At 38.4% G+C, this 17181-nt stretch carries 20 protein-coding genes; 5 read left to right on the top strand and 15 right to left on the bottom strand.

The genetic code is table 11. The features are described 5' to 3' along the window. Positions 1-14: 14 nt before the first annotated feature. Both fosM and rsgA read right to left on the bottom strand, forming a co-directional pair. Positions 15-440: a FosM family fosfomycin resistance protein gene (gene fosM, locus T479_RS21095; protein WP_024364603.1), complete on the bottom strand. Its 426-nt coding sequence runs from the start codon at positions 438-440 to the stop codon at positions 15-17. Positions 441-510: 70 nt separating this feature from the next. Beyond that, positions 511-1581, bottom strand: a complete 1071-nt coding sequence (gene rsgA / locus T479_RS21100) for a ribosome small subunit-dependent GTPase A (protein ID WP_025220760.1) — start codon at positions 1579-1581, stop codon at positions 511-513. A gap of 382 nt (positions 1582-1963) precedes the next feature. Here rsgA and T479_RS21105 point away from each other — a divergent pair, with 382 nt between their 5' ends. Both T479_RS21105 and T479_RS21110 read left to right on the top strand, forming a co-directional pair. After that, on the top strand, positions 1964-3046 hold the full coding sequence (locus T479_RS21105) for a type III polyketide synthase (protein WP_024364605.1): 1083 nt from the start codon (positions 1964-1966) through the stop codon (positions 3044-3046). A 1-nt stretch (position 3047) separates the two neighbouring features. After that, the gene (locus T479_RS21110) at positions 3048-3590 is read left to right on the top strand and encodes an isoprenylcysteine carboxyl methyltransferase family protein (protein ID WP_025220761.1); all 543 of its coding nucleotides are present in this window, start codon (positions 3048-3050) and stop codon (positions 3588-3590) included. Between the two features lie 458 nt (positions 3591-4048). On the opposite strand, the gene T479_RS21115 is transcribed toward T479_RS21110, so the two are convergent. Then, entirely contained in the window at positions 4049-5242 is a 1194-nt protein-coding gene (locus T479_RS21115; protein WP_024364607.1) for a zinc metallochaperone ZinU, read from the bottom strand. A gap of 174 nt (positions 5243-5416) precedes the next feature. Here T479_RS21115 and rpmG point away from each other — a divergent pair, with 174 nt between their 5' ends. Continuing rightward, positions 5417-5566, top strand: a complete 150-nt coding sequence (gene rpmG, locus T479_RS21120) for a 50S ribosomal protein L33 (RefSeq protein WP_004231780.1) — start codon at positions 5417-5419, stop codon at positions 5564-5566. 262 nt (positions 5567-5828) lie between these two features. Here rpmG and T479_RS21125 read toward each other — a convergent pair whose 3' ends face one another. The 4 genes from T479_RS21125 to T479_RS21140 all read right to left on the bottom strand — a co-directional run bounded on the left by T479_RS21125 (position 5829) and on the right by T479_RS21140 (position 8217). Further along, positions 5829-6596 (bottom strand): V-type ATP synthase subunit I domain-containing protein, encoded by a 768-nt coding sequence (locus tag T479_RS21125; RefSeq protein ID WP_025220762.1) that lies wholly within the window; start codon positions 6594-6596, stop codon positions 5829-5831. A 14-nt stretch (positions 6597-6610) separates the two neighbouring features. Next, positions 6611-6913, bottom strand: a complete 303-nt coding sequence (locus T479_RS21130; protein WP_025220763.1) for a hypothetical protein — start codon at positions 6911-6913, stop codon at positions 6611-6613. Further along, the gene (locus T479_RS21135) at positions 6906-7481 is read right to left on the bottom strand and encodes a hypothetical protein (RefSeq protein WP_025220764.1); all 576 of its coding nucleotides are present in this window, start codon (positions 7479-7481) and stop codon (positions 6906-6908) included. The genes T479_RS21130 and T479_RS21135 overlap by 8 nt, the downstream gene beginning before the upstream one ends. Positions 7482-7578: 97 nt before the next feature. Next, on the bottom strand, positions 7579-8217 hold the full coding sequence (locus T479_RS21140; RefSeq protein WP_025220765.1) for a BMQ_0737 family morphogenetic spore coat protein: 639 nt from the start codon (positions 8215-8217) through the stop codon (positions 7579-7581). 223 nt (positions 8218-8440) lie between these two features. Here T479_RS21140 and T479_RS21145 point away from each other — a divergent pair, with 223 nt between their 5' ends. Beyond that, positions 8441-9457, top strand: coding sequence for a hypothetical protein (locus T479_RS21145; RefSeq protein WP_025220766.1), 1017 nt, complete (start codon positions 8441-8443; stop codon positions 9455-9457). Positions 9458-9763: 306 nt separating this feature from the next. Further along, positions 9764-10393, top strand: a complete 630-nt coding sequence (locus tag T479_RS21150) for an exosporium glycoprotein BclB-related protein (protein ID WP_025220767.1) — start codon at positions 9764-9766, stop codon at positions 10391-10393. A gap of 84 nt (positions 10394-10477) precedes the next feature. On the opposite strand, the gene T479_RS21155 is transcribed toward T479_RS21150, so the two are convergent. The 8 genes from T479_RS21155 to T479_RS21190 all read right to left on the bottom strand — a co-directional run bounded on the left by T479_RS21155 (position 10478) and on the right by T479_RS21190 (position 16990). Beyond that, positions 10478-10990, bottom strand: a complete 513-nt coding sequence (locus T479_RS21155) for a YfiT family bacillithiol transferase (RefSeq protein ID WP_025220768.1) — start codon at positions 10988-10990, stop codon at positions 10478-10480. A gap of 70 nt (positions 10991-11060) precedes the next feature. Then, on the bottom strand, positions 11061-11735 hold the full coding sequence (locus T479_RS21160) for a hypothetical protein (protein ID WP_051147785.1): 675 nt from the start codon (positions 11733-11735) through the stop codon (positions 11061-11063). A 6-nt stretch (positions 11736-11741) separates the two neighbouring features. After that, the gene (locus tag T479_RS21165; RefSeq protein WP_025220769.1) at positions 11742-12209 is read right to left on the bottom strand and encodes a GNAT family N-acetyltransferase; all 468 of its coding nucleotides are present in this window, start codon (positions 12207-12209) and stop codon (positions 11742-11744) included. Between the two features lie 89 nt (positions 12210-12298). Beyond that, positions 12299-13078, bottom strand: a complete 780-nt coding sequence (locus tag T479_RS21170) for an alpha/beta hydrolase (protein WP_025220770.1) — start codon at positions 13076-13078, stop codon at positions 12299-12301. Further along, on the bottom strand, positions 13075-13857 hold the full coding sequence (locus T479_RS21175) for an ABC transporter ATP-binding protein (protein WP_029747439.1): 783 nt from the start codon (positions 13855-13857) through the stop codon (positions 13075-13077). The genes T479_RS21170 and T479_RS21175 overlap by 4 nt, the downstream gene beginning before the upstream one ends. 29 nt (positions 13858-13886) lie before the next feature. Then, complete coding sequence (locus T479_RS21180) at positions 13887-14918, bottom strand: FecCD family ABC transporter permease (protein ID WP_025220771.1); 1032 nt, start codon at positions 14916-14918, stop codon at positions 13887-13889. After that, complete coding sequence (locus tag T479_RS21185; RefSeq protein ID WP_025220772.1) at positions 14911-15918, bottom strand: FecCD family ABC transporter permease; 1008 nt, start codon at positions 15916-15918, stop codon at positions 14911-14913. Before T479_RS21185 ends, T479_RS21180 begins: the two co-directional genes overlap by 8 nt. Positions 15919-16009: 91 nt before the next feature. Next, on the bottom strand, positions 16010-16990 hold the full coding sequence (locus T479_RS21190) for an ABC transporter substrate-binding protein (protein ID WP_025220773.1): 981 nt from the start codon (positions 16988-16990) through the stop codon (positions 16010-16012). Positions 16991-17181 lie beyond the last annotated feature (191 nt).

Here is a 17181-nt window from a genome sequence, read left to right on the forward strand (position 1 = left end):
TTACCACTCCTTTTTTAATCATTGAAAAACTCCATATGCGGTTTTTCTTTTTTATAGTAAGCTAAGCGATCCTGCAAAGTACCTGTATGGAATTCAAATTTATGACCATCGGGATCAGTGAAATAGATAGATTGTTTATCTTGCTCATCTCTTACCCTACCCTCTAAAATATTGACTTTATAATGTACAAGCTTTTCATAGATCGTATCGAAATCTTTTGCATCGATAGAGAAAGCAATATGTGTATAGGATTGGTGAATTTCGTTACGTGGAATATCCGCTTCCTCATTTAACGCAAGCCATAGCCCATTTACATCAAAATAGGCTGTGCTTCTCCCTTTCACCAAAAGCTTCGCATCAAAAATATTTTGGTAAAATGCTATAGATTGCGCTAGATCTGAAACAGAAAATAAAAAATGATTAATAGTTTGTATAGCCATAATACATCTCCTCAAACAATTAGATAGCAACTCCGCAGTCATTGCGAAGTTGCTCCTTAACGTTTCTCGACTATTTCTTTCCCTTCTTTAACCCTTTCGCAATTTGCTTCCATTTGCGTTGCTCATTCAGTTTTGCTTGCACATTCGTTTTCCGCTCAATAAAAGCAAGTTCTTTTTGCAATTTAAAATAGCTTTGTAAGCGTGATGGTTCAAGCGTTCCATCTAAAATGGCTTGCTGTACGGCGCAATGCGGCTCTTTATGGTGGGTGCAATCCCTGTAACGACATGCTGTCGCAAATTCTTCAATATCACGGAAACTAGAAGATAGACTTTCACTTTGATCCCATAATTGCAATTCACGCATCCCTGGCGTATCAATTAAGCAACCGCCACTCGGCAGTACAATTAATTCCCGATGTGTTGTTGTATGGCGACCTTTCGCATCATCTTCCCGTATAGCTGAAACTTTCATAAGCTCTTCTCCATTTAATGCATTCATTAAAGTAGATTTTCCCGCACCCGATGAACCGAGCAGTGCACCCGTCACCCCGTCCGTAAAGAGCATGCGAATAGCTTCTATCCCTTCACCTGAACGTGCACTAGTAACAAAAATATCTACTCCAAATGCGACATGCTCAACCTCACGTACCATGCTCGGTATATCCTCACATAAATCGGCCTTGGTCAGTACAACTACCGGCTTAGCCCCTGAATCCCAAGCGGCTACTAAATAGCGTTCTAAACGGCGAATATTAAAATCGGCATTTAAACTCATGACAAGAAGAACGATATCCACATTTGACGCGACAATTTGTTCTTTAATTTCTATTCCTGCAACCTTGCGAGAAAAAACGGACTTGCGGGTAAATAATTTATGAATAATTGCCTTTTCTTCTCCCGCCATCTTCTCCACTAGTACCCAATCCCCAACTGCTGGATAGTCTTCTCTCGCGAGCGATGTATACGCAAAATGCCCAGCGATGGTCGCTAACCATTCTCCATCTTCAGCTAACACACGGTATGAATGTTTATGCTCCAAAGCAACCCTTGCAGGTACGCAATTTGCTAACTTTGTTTGCTCTTTAAATGCAGTGTATTGCTCTTGAAAATATGTTGAAAAACCTAAAGTTGTTAAATTCAATTGTTATTCCTCCTAAATGTGTCTATCCATTACGCCTCTTAATGCGTTACAAACATAAAAAAACTTTGCAACTGCATTTCGGCAGTTACAAAGTTTCACAGGCACGTTTAAGGGAATACACAAATAGCCATTGCCACATCGTAGTATTTCACGCTACAAAGCAAGGTCAAATTGTATATTTTAGGCGTGTGAAATTGAACAAACCGAAATGCAGTTCGTTAAAAACGGCTCTATTCATCATGTCACATCACCTACTTCCAATTTAGATGTTTCCAATATATCTAATTTTTTCAAAATTGTCAAATTGATCTATATGAAGCATGTATGCCCTTCCTATCTGCATATAATGTACAAGACCCCTATTTACGAAGGAGATGTTGAATTGTCAAAAATTATTTCGATAAGTACATATCAACCACCTTACACATTGCAGCAAGCGAATGCAGAGGCATTAACAAAAGAACTATTTTACGAAAAAATCCCCAAATTAGAGCGTTATTTAAAAGTATTCGATAATGGTGGCATTCAGACTCGCCATTTCTGTGTACCAGCCGAATGGCACCGCAATGAGCATACTTTCGAAGAGCGAAACAATCTGTATATAGCGTTAGCAACGCAATATAGCGTTGAGGTCATTCAAGCTTGTTTACAAAATGAATCATTTTTAGAAGCACCGATTTCTCCTAACGAAATAGATGCCATTATTTTCGTAAGTAGTACGGGCATCTCTACACCAAGCATCGATGCTAGAATTATGAATCAACTACCTTTTTCAGATCGATTAAAACGTATTCCTCTATGGGGGTTAGGTTGTGCAGGTGGAGCAGCTGGCATAAGTCGTGCCTATGATTATTGCAAAGCACATCCTCAAGCAAAGGTGCTTGTTGTATGTGTTGAACTTTGTAGCTTAACCTTTCAACAAAACGATTTTTCAAAAAGTAATTTAATCGGTGCATCCTTATTCGCAGATGGTGCAGCTTGCATACTCGTTTGCGGAGACGATGCAGCAATACAGACGAAGAAAGCAGTTCCTTCGATTGTTACAACTGGCTCGAAGTGGATGCCTGATTCAGAAAATGTGATGGGCTGGAATATAAAAAATAACGGGCTTCATGTCGTTTTCCAAAAAAGTATTCCAGCGATTATTACGAATTGGCTAGGCCCTTTCATTGAACAATTTTTAGTCGAACAACATCTTTTCAGCGAACAGCTCGATCATTTTATTGCACATCCTGGAGGGAAAAAGGTGTTAAAAGCCTATGAGGATGCGCTCTATCTTTCTCAACAAAAAACCGACATTTCTCGGGAAATATTACGCAATCACGGTAATATGTCCTCGCCTACCGTATTATATGTACTCGAACAATTTATGTTAAACGAAGGGCAGATAGATGATATTGGGTTGCTTGTCGCCCTCGGCCCTGGATTCTGTGCGGAAGTTGTATTACTTAAATGGAGGGAGTAGTATGCTATTTTACTTTATTTTAATTCTTGTAATTCTACAAAGATTAACAGAGGTTTTTATAGCCAAACGCCATGAAAAATGGATGCTTGCAAAAGGTGCCTATGAAGTAGGTGAATCACATTATTCCTATATGGTTGCCATGCATTTTAGTTTTTTTCTATTTTTGATTGTTGAAGTTGTTTCCAATAATTTTGGACCATCGCCCTTATTTCCGTTACTTTTCTTATTATTCCTCTTAGTGCAAGCTTTACGTATTTGGTGTATCCGGTCATTAGGACCTTTTTGGAATACGAAAATTTTAATTTTACCAGGTGCAGAAGTTGTCAGAAAGGGACCCTATACATTTATGCGTCACCCTAATTATGCCGTTGTTAGTTTAGAAATTCTGCTGTTGCCTATTATGTTTCAAGCTTATTTTACAGCATTTTGCTTTACACTCTTAAACATTACAATGCTATCAGTAAGAATCCCAATAGAAGAAAAGGCATTACGAGATGCGACTGACTATAATCATGTATTTAAAAAGGATCTACCACAAAAGTAATGTGGTAGATCCAGTTTCTCCTACAGTAATTCCATGCATTATTACTAAATCCAGCGAGCCCGAACACTACGCTTTTCATAGGCAAGCGCCGAGTCTCCTAGTTATTTTCTATGTGCAAGTTGATTGCCGTTACGGGTTGCTCGCTTTTTTGCGGGCGTGGCTTAAGCCTCCTCCTCCGCTTCGCTACGTGCGGGGTCTTAAGGCTCACGCTGTTCCCGCAGGAGTCGAGCAACCCTTCACTACAATCTCAAAGTTTGAAACTGCTAGCCTGAGGTATGCACTGCAACATTCAAAGTGAAGTTGGTGCAGTGACCGATTGCTCGCTTTTTTGCAGGGGTGGCTTAAGTCTCTTGCTATTCCATAGGCGTCGAGCAACCCTTTACTTTGATTAAACCTTATAGCTCGTTAACTCCTATCATTAAAATTAAGCTGAACAGGCAACCCACTATTTAGCCTCTTTAACTCCACTCCCAATTAAAAGGGTCCTCTAGCTGTTCCCAAGGCTCCGCAAACTCATTCGTTGTCAAAAGGCATGCATCAAGCTCTTTTGTAATTTCTTCTTGATCTAAGTCTATTCCTATAATGACTAACTGTGTCATACGGTCACCGAATTCTTCATCCCAATCGTCCAATACCTCTGGGCTTTGTAAAAAGACATCCTGTTGCTGTGCTGTAGGTAAAGCTGCTACCCAATAAGAAACAGGTTCAATTTTCGCAGACGAACCTGCTTGTGACAGTAATAATGCCACATCTTGATGCCTCGCACTCCAAATAATACCTTTGGCACGGACAATTGATTCTGGCATGTTATCACACCACTCTACAAAGCGCATTGGATGGAAAGGGATTTTACGCTTATAAGTAAATGAAGCAATACCGTACTCTTCTGTCTCCGGTGTATGATTTTCATGACCAAGTTCTAGCTCTTTTAACCAGCCTGCCGATTCTGATACTCTCTCAAAATCGAATCTTCCTGTATTTAAAATTTCGCTTGGCTCTATTACCCCATTAACGGTACGAATAAGCTTTGCCTCAGGTTGTAGTGCTCGCAAAATACGTTCTAGTCTTTCAAGCTCTTCTTCTGTTACGAGATCACACTTGTTCAGCACTAAAACATCACAAAATTCAATCTGGTCAATTAATAAATCTGCTACATCGCGTTCATCTAATTCACCAACTGCTTCCTTACGTTCCAATAGACTTTCACCTGACTGAAAATCATGCCAAAAACGATTAGCATCGACTACAGTTACCATTGTATCGAGTTTGCAGAACTTCGTTAAATCAATACCGAGCTCCTCGTCTAAATAACTAAAGGTTTGTGCAACTGGTATTGGTTCACTAATACCTGTCGACTCAATTAAAATATAATCAATATTCCCTAACTTTGCGAGACGCTCTACTTCTTGTAGTAAATCCTCACGTAGTGTGCAACAAATACAGCCATTGGAAAGCTCTACGAATTTTTCCTCTGTCCGAGAAATACCGCTACCATTTGCAATCAACTCTGCATCAATATTAATTTCACTCATATCATTGACAATAACAGCTACACGCATGTTTTTTTCATTTTGTAACACATGATTCATTATCGTCGTTTTACCCGAACCTAAATAACCACTTAATACAGTCACTGGAATTTTATTTGTCATTTTATAACCTCCATCATTATAAATCGTAATGATTACTATTTATAGTTTGTAATTTAATCATAAAAAATATAAAAATGCAATGCATAACTTTTTGTAACGCAAAACATTGACATTAGTATGTAAACAATATATTATCTAAAGCGTAATAATTACGATTTAAAAGGAGTCGATAATATGCGTGTTCAAGTTACTTTAGCCTGCACTGAAACAGGCGATAAAAATTACATTACAACTAAAAACAAACGAAATAATCCTGAAAGACTGGAATTAAAGAAATATTCACCCCGTTTGAAGCGTGTTACATTACACCGAGAAACAAAATAATAACAGCGCTTAATTTTGCGTAACATTTATAGAAAAAAATAGCTTCAGGCTGTGCCATGATGTTCGTACGCAGGCACACAATAAGCCGCAACTAACTCGCTGATTCACGTTAGTTGCGGCTTCCATTTGAGTATTTTGAGTAGCACTTCTATGTCCTCCATAATCAACTACTAGTGAGCCCCTATATTTTTTGATTTTACATAAGAGGATACATCCATCCTGATTCCACATATAAACCGCTTAAATGATGCCAGTACTTATTTTACATCGATTGATTGGCATTGATTTCTATAACGAGCTGGTTTAATTGTTGCTCTAAGTCATCCAGTATACGTACTTTCTTTTCGAGCTGCTCTTCAAAATCAATCGATTGAGCTATTATTTTTTCAATCTTAGCGTTTAACTCGGATAGGGCTTTTTCATTCGATAGGGCTTCAGCATTTGTTTTTTTACTTTTTATTTCCATTAACTCTATGGACAATCTATGGATTTCATCGTTTCTCTCTGCTAGTTCTTTAACTAAATAATCATAGACATTAGTTGTGTCATCTTGCTGTAAAGTATCCATTATCGAATTCACTTTTGCATTGAGTTCTTTCGTAAATGTACTTAACTGTATTTCGAGATTCTCTATAGCACGCTTATCATCTACTGCTATATCCTGATGGGTCTGCTTCCTTGTATACTGTAACTGTTTATTTTCTGTACGTAAGCGCTCTATTTCTTTTAATAGTAGGTCTATCGAGGCAATATGTTTTTGTCGTTGAATCTCTCTTTTTTGTCTATCTTCTTCATAAGCCTTTGACTCCCTTTCAAACGTTCTCTTTAACTTCATACGATCCATTGAAAGTTCTTTATTTTGTCTTGTCAGTCGGACATTTTCTCGCTCTAGTCTTAGTACGAGTGAATAATAATCGCTATCTCTAAGTCGATTTATTTCATTTTTATATTTCGCAAGCTCTGCTCTTAAAAAAATAATCATTTGCTGTAGCTGTATAGGATCGTTATTTTTAACGCTTTGATTATCCACGTTAGTACCTCCTATCACGATAGCTTTTTCAAAAGATCCATTACTTCCTCAAACTGCACTTTCGTTTCCTCAATCATTTCATCTAGCTGCTTTACAATACTCAATTCAAATTGCCCATTGCCATTCTCTACTGGTACTCTCTTGTCTCCGGATAGCAAGGAGGCAAGCAATAGTTGCAACGTGTTTTTTTCTAGAAAAGCAAAACTATTATCTTCCTCCTGTTTAAAGTCTGAGACATTTATCAGCCGATCCTTCATATATTGACGTACGATTTGCTCAAGCCCTACCTCTAATTTTTGTTCCTCTAATTCACTCATCTTGCCCCTCCTTTACACTGCTCATTCCATTAAGATTAATAGGATTTATTACTAAGACACCGTCTTGTAGCTCATCACAATATGTAAATCCCGTTATTGTACCTGCATAGGATAAATGATGGGACCATTTAATTTGGAAATTAGTAAATGAAATCGTCTCATTTGGCTCAATTGTTGGTTTCCCTATTGGTTTAAGCCAAAATTCTGTTTTGTTAGAAGTATCATGTATTCGTTCCCAGCTACCGGAAACTTTTAAATTTTGATTAAAATGCTCATAAACATACCTTCCTGAAAATGAAAAAGGAGAATCATCAGGCAGCTTTATACAAATATACGGATTTGTTAGTGGTTGATTACCGATATTGCGAATATGATAAGAGCCAAGGCATAGGCTTTCTTGATCAGCATCATATGAAATATTAAGTGACGTTGTGAAATAACTAACGCTACTTACTTCCTTTTTCTGGTCGAGCTCTTTCACCAGTCTTTTCATTTCATCGACATATAATGTTGTTTGTTCTTTCAGCTTTCTTATTTTTTCTTGCACAGACTCATGATGAATACTCATAATTAGGGCCCCCTTGCCTATATAATAAGTAACCAAAATAAAAAAGAGAGGATAATCCTCTCTTTATGTTATGACAACTTCTTATGTGTTAGCACCATTACCCCATTGTTGGGAAAATAACGGAACATTGTTTTGGACGAACCGCAGTTGGGCATGAGAATGGTAAATCTGCTCTTGGTTCGCAGTAGTTTGCTAAGAACTCTACAGTAACTGGGAACGTAGATTGAATACTTTGACATACTGCTACTGTAATTGTTAACGCAGAAAATGTAATTGTTCCAGTACCAGCAGTAAGCGTACCTGTTGTGCACACGAAGCAATCTAAATCTGTATAAAGAATTTCAACATCTGTTCCTTTAGGTGCACATAATGTAACTTGTTCACAACGTGATACCGGAATCTCACTGCTTGTAAACACAGTACCATTTGGTAAAGTAACTACAATTGTAAGAATGAAGTTCTTTTGAATATTCAAGTGTTGCAGACAAACTGTTGATCCATCAATAGAGAATTGGCGATTCTCACGATTAAGAATCACGATTGGGTTTGTCGCAGCCGGAGTTACTCTACACGTAACAGTTGCACCTGTTAAAACTGTCGTTGGTGTTATACCAGGGAAAGTAATGGCACCTGTTGGCGAAATATCAAATGACATTTCCTTTACAATCCAGTCATATACCTTATCGACATTTATACAAATTAGTTCGCGCGCCTGGGATGGCATATTATCTTGCATCCTTTTGACACCTCCATAAGTTTTTTATCTTTCGTTTGTAGCATATGTTTTTTAGCGTTAAGTGCATGGGCTAACAAATAATTTACAGGATATTTATTCAAGAGATGCTGTTGCCCGAGTAGTGAATAGAACCGTTGCTTTCTTCTCGGCTGTTTACATGGTTTTGTAACAGAACGTAGAGTTTTTTAATAAAATACTAATGGACTGAAAGGGGTGAAATGCAATGGAAGATTCGAAGTTGTACTCCACTCAAGACATTGAAAAATTGAAAGAAAAAATTGATTCCTATAGAGAGACGCTAACTACTTTAAAAGCGGGTACATCAATTGAAGATTATCTATTTGTGAAGAATGAGTTTGAGGAGCTGAAAACGCAAATCGCTCATATAGAGGGCTTAACTGAAACAATTGATGATAAGCAAAGCTTACAAATTAAAGAATACGAGGAACAAGTAAAGCAGCTTTCGATTCAAATACAATCCCTTAATCAAACAATAGAAGAAATGAATCAGGAAATTTTAGCCGTATTAAATAAAATAATAACGGTTGATAACAATGGAGCATCACCGCCAACAGATACTCATTTTACGAATATTGATGAAAACTCGTTAAAAAATATTGCCAACCCTACAAAAAAGCTTTTAGAAGAAATAGCTCAAACAGCTGTACAACCATCATTAACTACGACCGAACCAACTTATCAATTTCTTCAAAGTTTGGCTGGCAAAGCAACAAATATAAACACCGGCATGCATCTTCCACCTAATCCTAATTCCGATAAAAAACATGAAGAACGTCATTTTAACCAGCATTATTTTCAATCAATTAATACCCATCCAAGTCATATTCACAACGGTTTATATCGAAACACTACTGCAGAATCGACTTTTCACTTTAAAAATGCAGCAGATACACAGGGAGTCCCTGTAAGCATCTTGGAAACAAATAGTTTAACAGCGCCCATAGCTAATGACTTGGTGCTAACAGAATCTTCGTCATTAGTTCAGGCAACGGTAGATACTCCAACTATGCCTCCTGCTATGGAAGCTGAAACAGTCTACAACAATGATTTAGTTATAGAAGAACATACGCCGCTTATAGCAACGAATGAAGAAGCTAGCAACCAACTAGAAATCGTTGAAAAGGTAATGGTAGAAGAATCAATAGAAGAAGTAATAGAAGTAGACCAGAAAAAAGAAAAAAATTCTTTATTTTTCAATCTATTTCGTAGACGTAATTAGTTTGAACGCCTCGGAGGAAAAACCATTCAATACCATGAAAATAGCCATTACAATTCCTATATGAAACGGTCCAATAAGTATTCACAATACCTATTGGACTTTTTCATGTCCACATTCCCCTCATTTACATTGATGGTTGCGTATTTTTAGCTGTGACATTTAACAAATAGACGATAGACTATCATGTTACGCCATATAACCTTTCTTTAGTTTTTAATGAAGATAAAAATAGCTTTATGTATTTAGTTAATAGCCCTTTTACTCTATTCCTCTATGAATAGAATAATGAAGAAAGGAGGTGTAAATATGTTCTTAAATGATCCTATGTCTAATAGCGGATGTGGTTGCTCATCTAGAGGTATGGAATGTCATGCATTAGGTCCATTTTTAGCGGTTGATGCTGCATGTATCACACCATCACAACCAGCTACAGGCGGTTCCATTATTCCATTCTCTTCTGGGATTACACCTGTTGTGTTAACTTCTTTAGTTACTGGGCTAATCGCTACACCATCCCTTATCGGATTCGGTACTGCAGTTCCTGGTGTAACGCTTGTAGGTAACACGCTTGACTTATCAGGCGTTGTAACAGAAGCATTTACAGTACCACGTGCTGGTAGTATTACAGGTTTATCTGCATCATTCTCTGCTACAGTTGCCATTGCTCTAGTGGGCTCTACTACAGTTACTGCGACAATCTATCGTGCACCTGCTGGAAGTACGACTTATACTGCTACAGATGCTACAGTTAACTTAGCTCCAGCATTTACAGGAGCAATAGCATTAGGTGCTACAGCGTTTGGTTCAGGCAGTTTTGCACCGGTAGCAGTTTCTGCTGGTGACAAACTAATAATGGTGTACTCTATCACTACAACTGGTGTAGCTGTTGCACAAGTATTAACTGGTACTGCAAGTGCAGGTATAACAATTGTATAATTTGATACATGTTTAGTAGCATGCATTTACAAATAAATTAAGAGGCGACTTTCTCTCAAACGTGAGAAAAAGTCGCCTCTTAATTTATTTTGCAAGAGCATTGTGTATATGCGCAAGATGATGCTTTCCATGCCATGCATACAGAGCGAGTGCTTTTTCAAGCGTCATGAACCCATTGTCTGGATGGTGAAATGCACTTTGTAATTGCTCATCGGTTAAACTTGTCAGCAAATAGACCCAACGTTCGTGTAAACTTTCTAGCAACTTGTAGGAAGTCGCAACTGGCATATCTGAATCAGGGAGCATTGCCCAATGTTCTTCGTTATAGGGCTTAATTGTCGGTGTATCTTCAGTTAAAGCTAACTTAAAGCGAATAAAACTATTCATATGACTATCCGCTAGATGATGGACTAATTGCGTGACTGTCCAACCGTTCTCTCGATAGGATTTTGCTAATGATTGTTCACTTGCTCCACTTAATGCTTCCGCTAATTGCCTCGGCAATAGACGGACATCATCAATCCATTTCTGTACATGCTGTGCGGTCACTACTTCTGGAAATCGAAATTGTCCAATTGGATAGCGTAAATCGTTCATTTAGCTCGCCCCCGTTTCTATTTCTAAATTCATTATACTACCAATTTAAAAGTTTCATTTCATTTTCATTTTATTTTTTATCGGGATTTGCACATTTTGTATCAACGAGTCTCCAAAATTCCACTAACGATAACAATGGGTGTGTAATGGCTACACCGAACTCCTCTTCAAATTGTTGTGCGGCCTCCACCATCGAAAGCTGTGCAACAGCAATCCGCAGCCCATCATTCATTATTTCCCGGAAATATTGGATAATTGCATTGTTATACGCTGCCTTATTCCCTTGCATAATGAGGTCAAATGTATTGTCTAGTACCTTCACCTGGACATTGATGGCCTTCTTATGGCGCTTCGCATATTGGTAAAGTCTCTCCATCGTTCCATCTACCGTTGCAGGGTTTGTAAAAAGAATAAATTGGGGCTGTGTCTCTTCACATATCATTTGAAAAAAAGGTTCATCCATTTTTATAATCGGTATAGATAATAACAGTTGCTCTTCTTTTAACAATGCAATGTAATTTGTACATGTAATCAAAATGACATCGATATTACAACTTGCTATCCACTCCAATTGCTCTTTTACCTTTAAGGACAAATGATCAGTACCCTTTGTCACATGCTGAATGAGTCCCGGGTCAACAAAGTGCACTAGCTCTATCTCTTGAAAACCATTAAATGCTTGCTCTATGTAGTCTATATTTGAATGATGTGCATGCAAACAGCCTATTCTTTTTTTCAAATACATGCCCCCCTACAGTGTCTTCTCCATTGTTACAATAGGAAGCGAAATACCGTTAAGATTTTCTGCCATCGTTTCTTTCGTAATAACATATCCCAATGCACGATACAATGCAATATTACGTGGTACACTCATACGGACTTTACATTCGCTTACACTTTTGCCTTGAGCACGCGCATAATTTTCAACTTCAGCTATTAACATCTTGGCCAAACCTTGACCTTGCTTTTCCGGAACTACAGATAATCGGAAGAAATATATCCCCTCATCATTCAATGTAAATCGAACCATCGCGACAGGTTCATTTTCCATATAACTAATAAAAGCTTGCTCGCCATTTTGTAGTGCCAGTTCAATTGAGCTAACTGTTTCGCTTAATGCGCTAGACGGCGGTGTTGCATGTTCATATTCTTTAAAAGCTTGCATCATGACTTTATGCACTATGTGTGCATGTTGACTATCTGCTAAAATAACGCCCACTTATATCACACCTTTTTGATTTTAAATACATATTATTGTATTTTTATCCAAAAGTAAACCGCATTACCTAAGATAATGCGGTTGCAAAGTTAATTTTTATGCACAAAGCGTATGGCTCTACTCATAACAGTATGGACTACAGATGCATGGTTTTCGCTTAATGCCTCATAAAAGACTATGTCCATTACTTTCTCTAACTGATCCGCTATTTGTCGCGCATCTTCTACCATAAACGTTTCCAGTTCTCCTACGCCAATAAATATGGTTTCCTTCACATGTTGATGCGCTTCCATAAAAGCCTTTACTCTAGCAAACAACTCATGTTCATTCCACCAGATTGAGGGGCTAATAGCGATATAATGTTGGTAACTACCTCTATTATTTAATAATTGCCATAGTGCGAAATAACCTGCTAACGAATGACCAAATAATGTTTGTTGCTGTTCATTTACATGAAATTGTGCAGAAAGTCGCGGCTTTAATTCCTCCTGTAAAAAGCGACTAAAGTTTTCTGCCCCTCCATGCTGATGATAACCTTTGCCTTTAAATCTGGCAGGATAACTATACGTTTTTGCAGGTGCTGTAAAGTCGTAGAAACGGCGTTCATGCATATCAGCTAGATGACCGATACCGACAACAATGGCAGGTAATACTCCCGTTTTAGGTGCGTTACGACTTTGTAGACGGATGGCTTCCTTCACGTACTGGAAATAGGACGAACCATCTAATACATAGATTATAGGAAAGCCTTCTTTAGGTGCTTGCCCTTGAGGGACATAAACATTTATCGAATACGTATAATCTGTAAACATCGACGTCATTTCATAGCAAAAAAAATCAGATACACTGTCTACTTGTCCAACAATCATTTGTCTCCCTCCTTTAACACATCATAGCCATAACATACAGGGGTGTTTGTTGCTGGATCTTCCATAATTCTCGCAGAAATATTAAAAACCTTGCGCATCACATCCGCGCATAAAATTTCCTGTGGAGTACCTGTTTCCACTACAACACCTTGACGCATAGCGATTAAATGGTCTGAATAGCGCGCTGCATGGTTAATATCATGTAAAACCATCACAATCGTACAGCCATGTTGTTCATTTAAATTTTTTACGATATCAAGCACTTCTAGCTGATGTGCCATATCCAAATAAGTCGTGGGCTCGTCTAGCAACAAAATACTCGTTTCTTGCGCCAATGCCATTGCTAACCAGACACGCTGTCGTTGCCCTCCTGAAAGTTGTGCGAGTTCACGACTGCGATACTCCAATGTATTTGTAACTGTTAAGGCCCACTCAATCATTTTTTCATCCTTCTTCGTTAAACGATTGACATTATGACGATGTGGATAACGACCGTATGCAATTAGCTCCTCTACCTTTAACTGTCCTGGAGCAATTGGTGTTTGGGATAAGATCGCTAACTTTTTTGCAATTTCTTTGGTCGATAAATTTTGCATATTTTGTTCCTGCAAATAAACGATTCCCTGTTGCTTCTTTAAAATGCGCCCAATTGTTTTCAATAATGTTGATTTACCACAACCATTTGGTCCTATTATCGTTGTCACTTTGCCCTCTTCTATCGTTAAATTCAACCCTTCAAATACACGGACATGCTCATAACCTGAAGATAAATTTTCCATTCTAAATGCAGTTTGCACACGATTTCCCCCTAAGCTTTTGACTTTACTAACAAATACAAAAAGTAAGGTATACCAATAATGGACACAACAATGCCTACAGCCAACTCTGAAGGTGCAAACACCGTTTTACCAATAAAGTCTGCTAGCACTAGTAAACAAGCCCCTATAAGCGCACTTACCGGCATAACATAACGATGTTGAATACCAACAAGCTGTTTTGCAATATGTGGCGCCATTAAGCCTATAAAGCCTATACTCCCCGAAACGGATACACAGGCACTCACTAAGCCGACACTCGCCAATAATAACTTCATTTTTTCCTTTTCCAGCGCTATGCCTAAGCTCGTAATACTGTCTTCTTCCAATTGAAAATAATCGAGTAAATACGATTTTCGATAAACATAAAAACCTAACAATAGGAGCCATGGCAACATCGACACGACAAAAATCCAATTGGCATTGTAGATAGAACCAGCCATCCAAACGGCAGCGGACTCATAATCTTGTGCATTCATTTTTAATGATAGAAACAACGATAACGCGCCAAAACCACTATTAATAGCAATCCCTGTTAAAATCAAACGTTGCATATCTAAATGACCATTTTTCATCGCAAAGGAGAAAATTAAAGCCGCGGCCATCGTACCACCAACAAAACCAAAAATCGGCATCATTAAAATGGATAACCAGCTACTGATATCCGCTGTGACCACACGGAACTGAAAGAAAAACATAAAAATAACAACCGCTGCACCCGCGCCAGCATTAATGCCTAAAATTCCAGGGTCTGCTAAGCCATTGCGTGTAATACCCTGTAACACGACTCCCGCCATTCCTAGCCCTACCCCAACAAGTGCCGCGATGACTATTCGTGGGAGACGAAATTCAAAAATAACAAGATCAAATTTCGGGTTGGGTTCAATTCGCAAGAGTGTTTTTAGTACATCCATTACGGACATATCAAAAACACCATTTGTCAAATGGAGATAGCTTGCCCCTAAAATTAATAAAAGAAGTATAGTGATGACCGTAATGACTACACGGGAAGCTCTACTATGCACGCTTTTCACCTCCGTGCTTACGAACTAAATATAAGAAGAATGGAACACCGACCAGTGCAGTTAATACACCAATGGGCGTTTCGAATGGATAATTAACGAAACGACTGAGCACATCGCAAAGCGCTAAGAAGAATGCACCTATTAGTGCTGCACATGGGATAATAAAACGGTAATCCACGCCAACAAGAAAACGTGTAATGTGTGGAATAACAAGCCCAACAAAAGCAATTTTTCCTACAAGTGCAACCGCAGTTCCTGTTAAACATACGACGGCGAGCATACTAACCATTTTTACTGCTTTTGTTTTTTGTCCGAGACCTATAGCAATATCATCACCTAATGCGGTGATTGTAATGGCCCTTGCCGAAAATAACGCCAGCATTAGACCAATTAAGCCAAAAGGAATGGATAGTAAGAGCATACTATTGTCGACCATATGTACCTTTGTGTTATACCAAGCGCTAACCGTTTGTGATACTTGGAAATACATTGCAATTGCTGTCGCTATACTACTTAAAAATGTCCCTATAACCGTCCCTATAATGGCTAATCGAACTGGCGATAGCCCATCTCGAATAAGGGAACCGAAGCCGAAAACAATGCCAGCACCTAATGCTGAGCCGAGCATCGATAGCAATATCATTTGATAGTTTGGGAGTCCAGGAAAGAATACAATGGCTAATGTAATAACAAAGGCTGAACCATCGTTAACGCCCATTAAGGATGGCGATGCTAAATAGTTTCGAGTAATACCTTGCATAACTGCACCCGCTACTGCTAAAAACGCACCTACAAGCAATACGGCGCACATTCTAGGCATACGGCTAGTCCTTATAATTTGGTGGTCAATATTTGCAGGATCAAATACTGTTATGGCTTGCCACACTGTTAAGGCACTAATATCCTTTGTCCCGTACATAATAGACATTAAAGCCACAATCGCAATGAGGAAAGGTGAAGCTACCAATATAGAAAATGATACTATGTTTGTTTTTTTCAACTGCGACACCTTTTTCTATTTATTCGTTATCTTATGAAAAGGCTGGTAATAGCCCGGTGATTCCACCAATTCTACTACCAGCCTATTTCATCTATTTAAGTAATTTCTCCATTGCAACATCTAGGAATTTCACTTTAGACCAAGCAGTACCACCTTGAGCTAGAGGCTCAATGGCATTAACAAAAATTTGTTCATTTTTAGTTGCCTTTAGGCTTGCAAAGATTGGGTTTTTTTGCAGATCTTCTAATGCTTTCGGAGCATCTGTATTTTCAGATTCCTCAAATTGCAGGAAAATTGCATCCGGGTTGATGTCCGCTAACGTTTCAAGTGAAAGTTCCGCTTGTGCCTTCGTTGTTGTTACGATTTCAGGAACTGGTGCCCCTAAGTCTTCATAAAGCACAGGATTTAAGTAAACACCCGCAGGATAGATATACATAATGCCACCACGCAAACGAACAATTAACACCTGTTTGTCTGCTAGTTGCTCTTTTGATTTCATTTGAGCATCGGCAACCTTCGTTTCATAGTCTGCAATGATTTTTTTAGCATCCTCTTCTTTCCCAGTAAGCTGTGCGAGCAATGTTAAGTTTTCCTTCCAATTTGTTGAAATATGCGAGTAAGGAATCATTGTTTGAATTTTATTGAGCTTTCCCGCCGTTTCTTCTGGGAACTTGGATGTCCCAATAATAACGTCAGGATCCAGTGCTAAAATGGCCTCTGCATTTGGCTCCATTTTATTGCCTACAAGTTGGGCTCCTGCTAATTCCTTTGTAAGATAGGATGGAATTTTGCCACCAATATCGAGTACACCCACTGGTTTAATACCCAGCATTGCAGCATCTTCCATAGACTCTAAACTTGCCGCTACAATATTTTCTACCTTTGCTGGTAGTTCATACGTTTCGCCTAAATATGTAATGTTCTGTGTTGTTGCTTGTTCTGTTTGTGTTTCTGTAGAACTTGTAGCCGCTTCATTTTTTACTGCTGTAGACTCTGCCGCTTTATCGGTATTACAAGCAGCAAGGGATAGTGCTAAAAGTGCAGGCGCACACATTTTGATATATTTATTCACATTAAATCTCTCCTCATCATGGTCATCTATCAACGATAATGATAATCATTTTCATTAATAAGTCAATAGTAATTCACTAATTAATTGATAGTCATTATCATTTACGTGTTCTATCCTACCAAAGAGAAAAATAGTTGTGAATGGACAATTTCGTTTTCTATATGGACTTTTGCCGAAAATATTTATCAAAA

Source organism: Lysinibacillus sphaericus, assembly GCF_000600105.1.
In the GTDB taxonomy this organism is placed as follows: Bacteria; Bacillota; Bacilli; order Bacillales_A; family Planococcaceae; genus Lysinibacillus; species Lysinibacillus sphaericus.

What these genes read in the sequence shown, in the direction of transcription:
- T479_RS21130 (WP_025220763.1), bottom strand. Translation starts at nt 6,913, where the DNA reads ATGAGTGAATTAGAGGAACAAAAATTAGAGGTAGGGCTTGAGCAAATC.
- T479_RS21160 (WP_051147785.1), bottom strand. Translation starts at nt 11,735, where the DNA reads ATGTATTTGAAAAAAAGAATAGGCTGTTTGCATGCACATCATTCAAAT.
- rpmG (WP_004231780.1), top strand. Translation starts at nt 5,417, where the DNA reads ATGCGTGTTCAAGTTACTTTAGCCTGCACTGAAACAGGCGATAAAAAT.
- T479_RS21170 (WP_025220770.1), bottom strand. Translation starts at nt 13,078, where the DNA reads ATGATTGTTGGACAAGTAGACAGTGTATCTGATTTTTTTTGCTATGAA.
- T479_RS21115 (WP_024364607.1), bottom strand. Translation starts at nt 5,242, where the DNA reads ATGACAAATAAAATTCCAGTGACTGTATTAAGTGGTTATTTAGGTTCG.
- T479_RS21155 (WP_025220768.1), bottom strand. Translation starts at nt 10,990, where the DNA reads ATGAACGATTTACGCTATCCAATTGGACAATTTCGATTTCCAGAAGTA.
- T479_RS21135 (WP_025220764.1), bottom strand. Translation starts at nt 7,481, where the DNA reads ATGAGTATTCATCATGAGTCTGTGCAAGAAAAAATAAGAAAGCTGAAA.
- fosM (WP_024364603.1), bottom strand. Translation starts at nt 440, where the DNA reads ATGGCTATACAAACTATTAATCATTTTTTATTTTCTGTTTCAGATCTA.
- T479_RS21175 (WP_029747439.1), bottom strand. Translation starts at nt 13,857, where the DNA reads ATGGAAAATTTATCTTCAGGTTATGAGCATGTCCGTGTATTTGAAGGG.
- T479_RS21110 (WP_025220761.1), top strand. Translation starts at nt 3,048, where the DNA reads ATGCTATTTTACTTTATTTTAATTCTTGTAATTCTACAAAGATTAACA.
- T479_RS21140 (WP_025220765.1), bottom strand. Translation starts at nt 8,217, where the DNA reads ATGCAAGATAATATGCCATCCCAGGCGCGCGAACTAATTTGTATAAAT.
- T479_RS21150 (WP_025220767.1), top strand. Translation starts at nt 9,764, where the DNA reads ATGTTCTTAAATGATCCTATGTCTAATAGCGGATGTGGTTGCTCATCT.
- T479_RS21145 (WP_025220766.1), top strand. Translation starts at nt 8,441, where the DNA reads ATGGAAGATTCGAAGTTGTACTCCACTCAAGACATTGAAAAATTGAAA.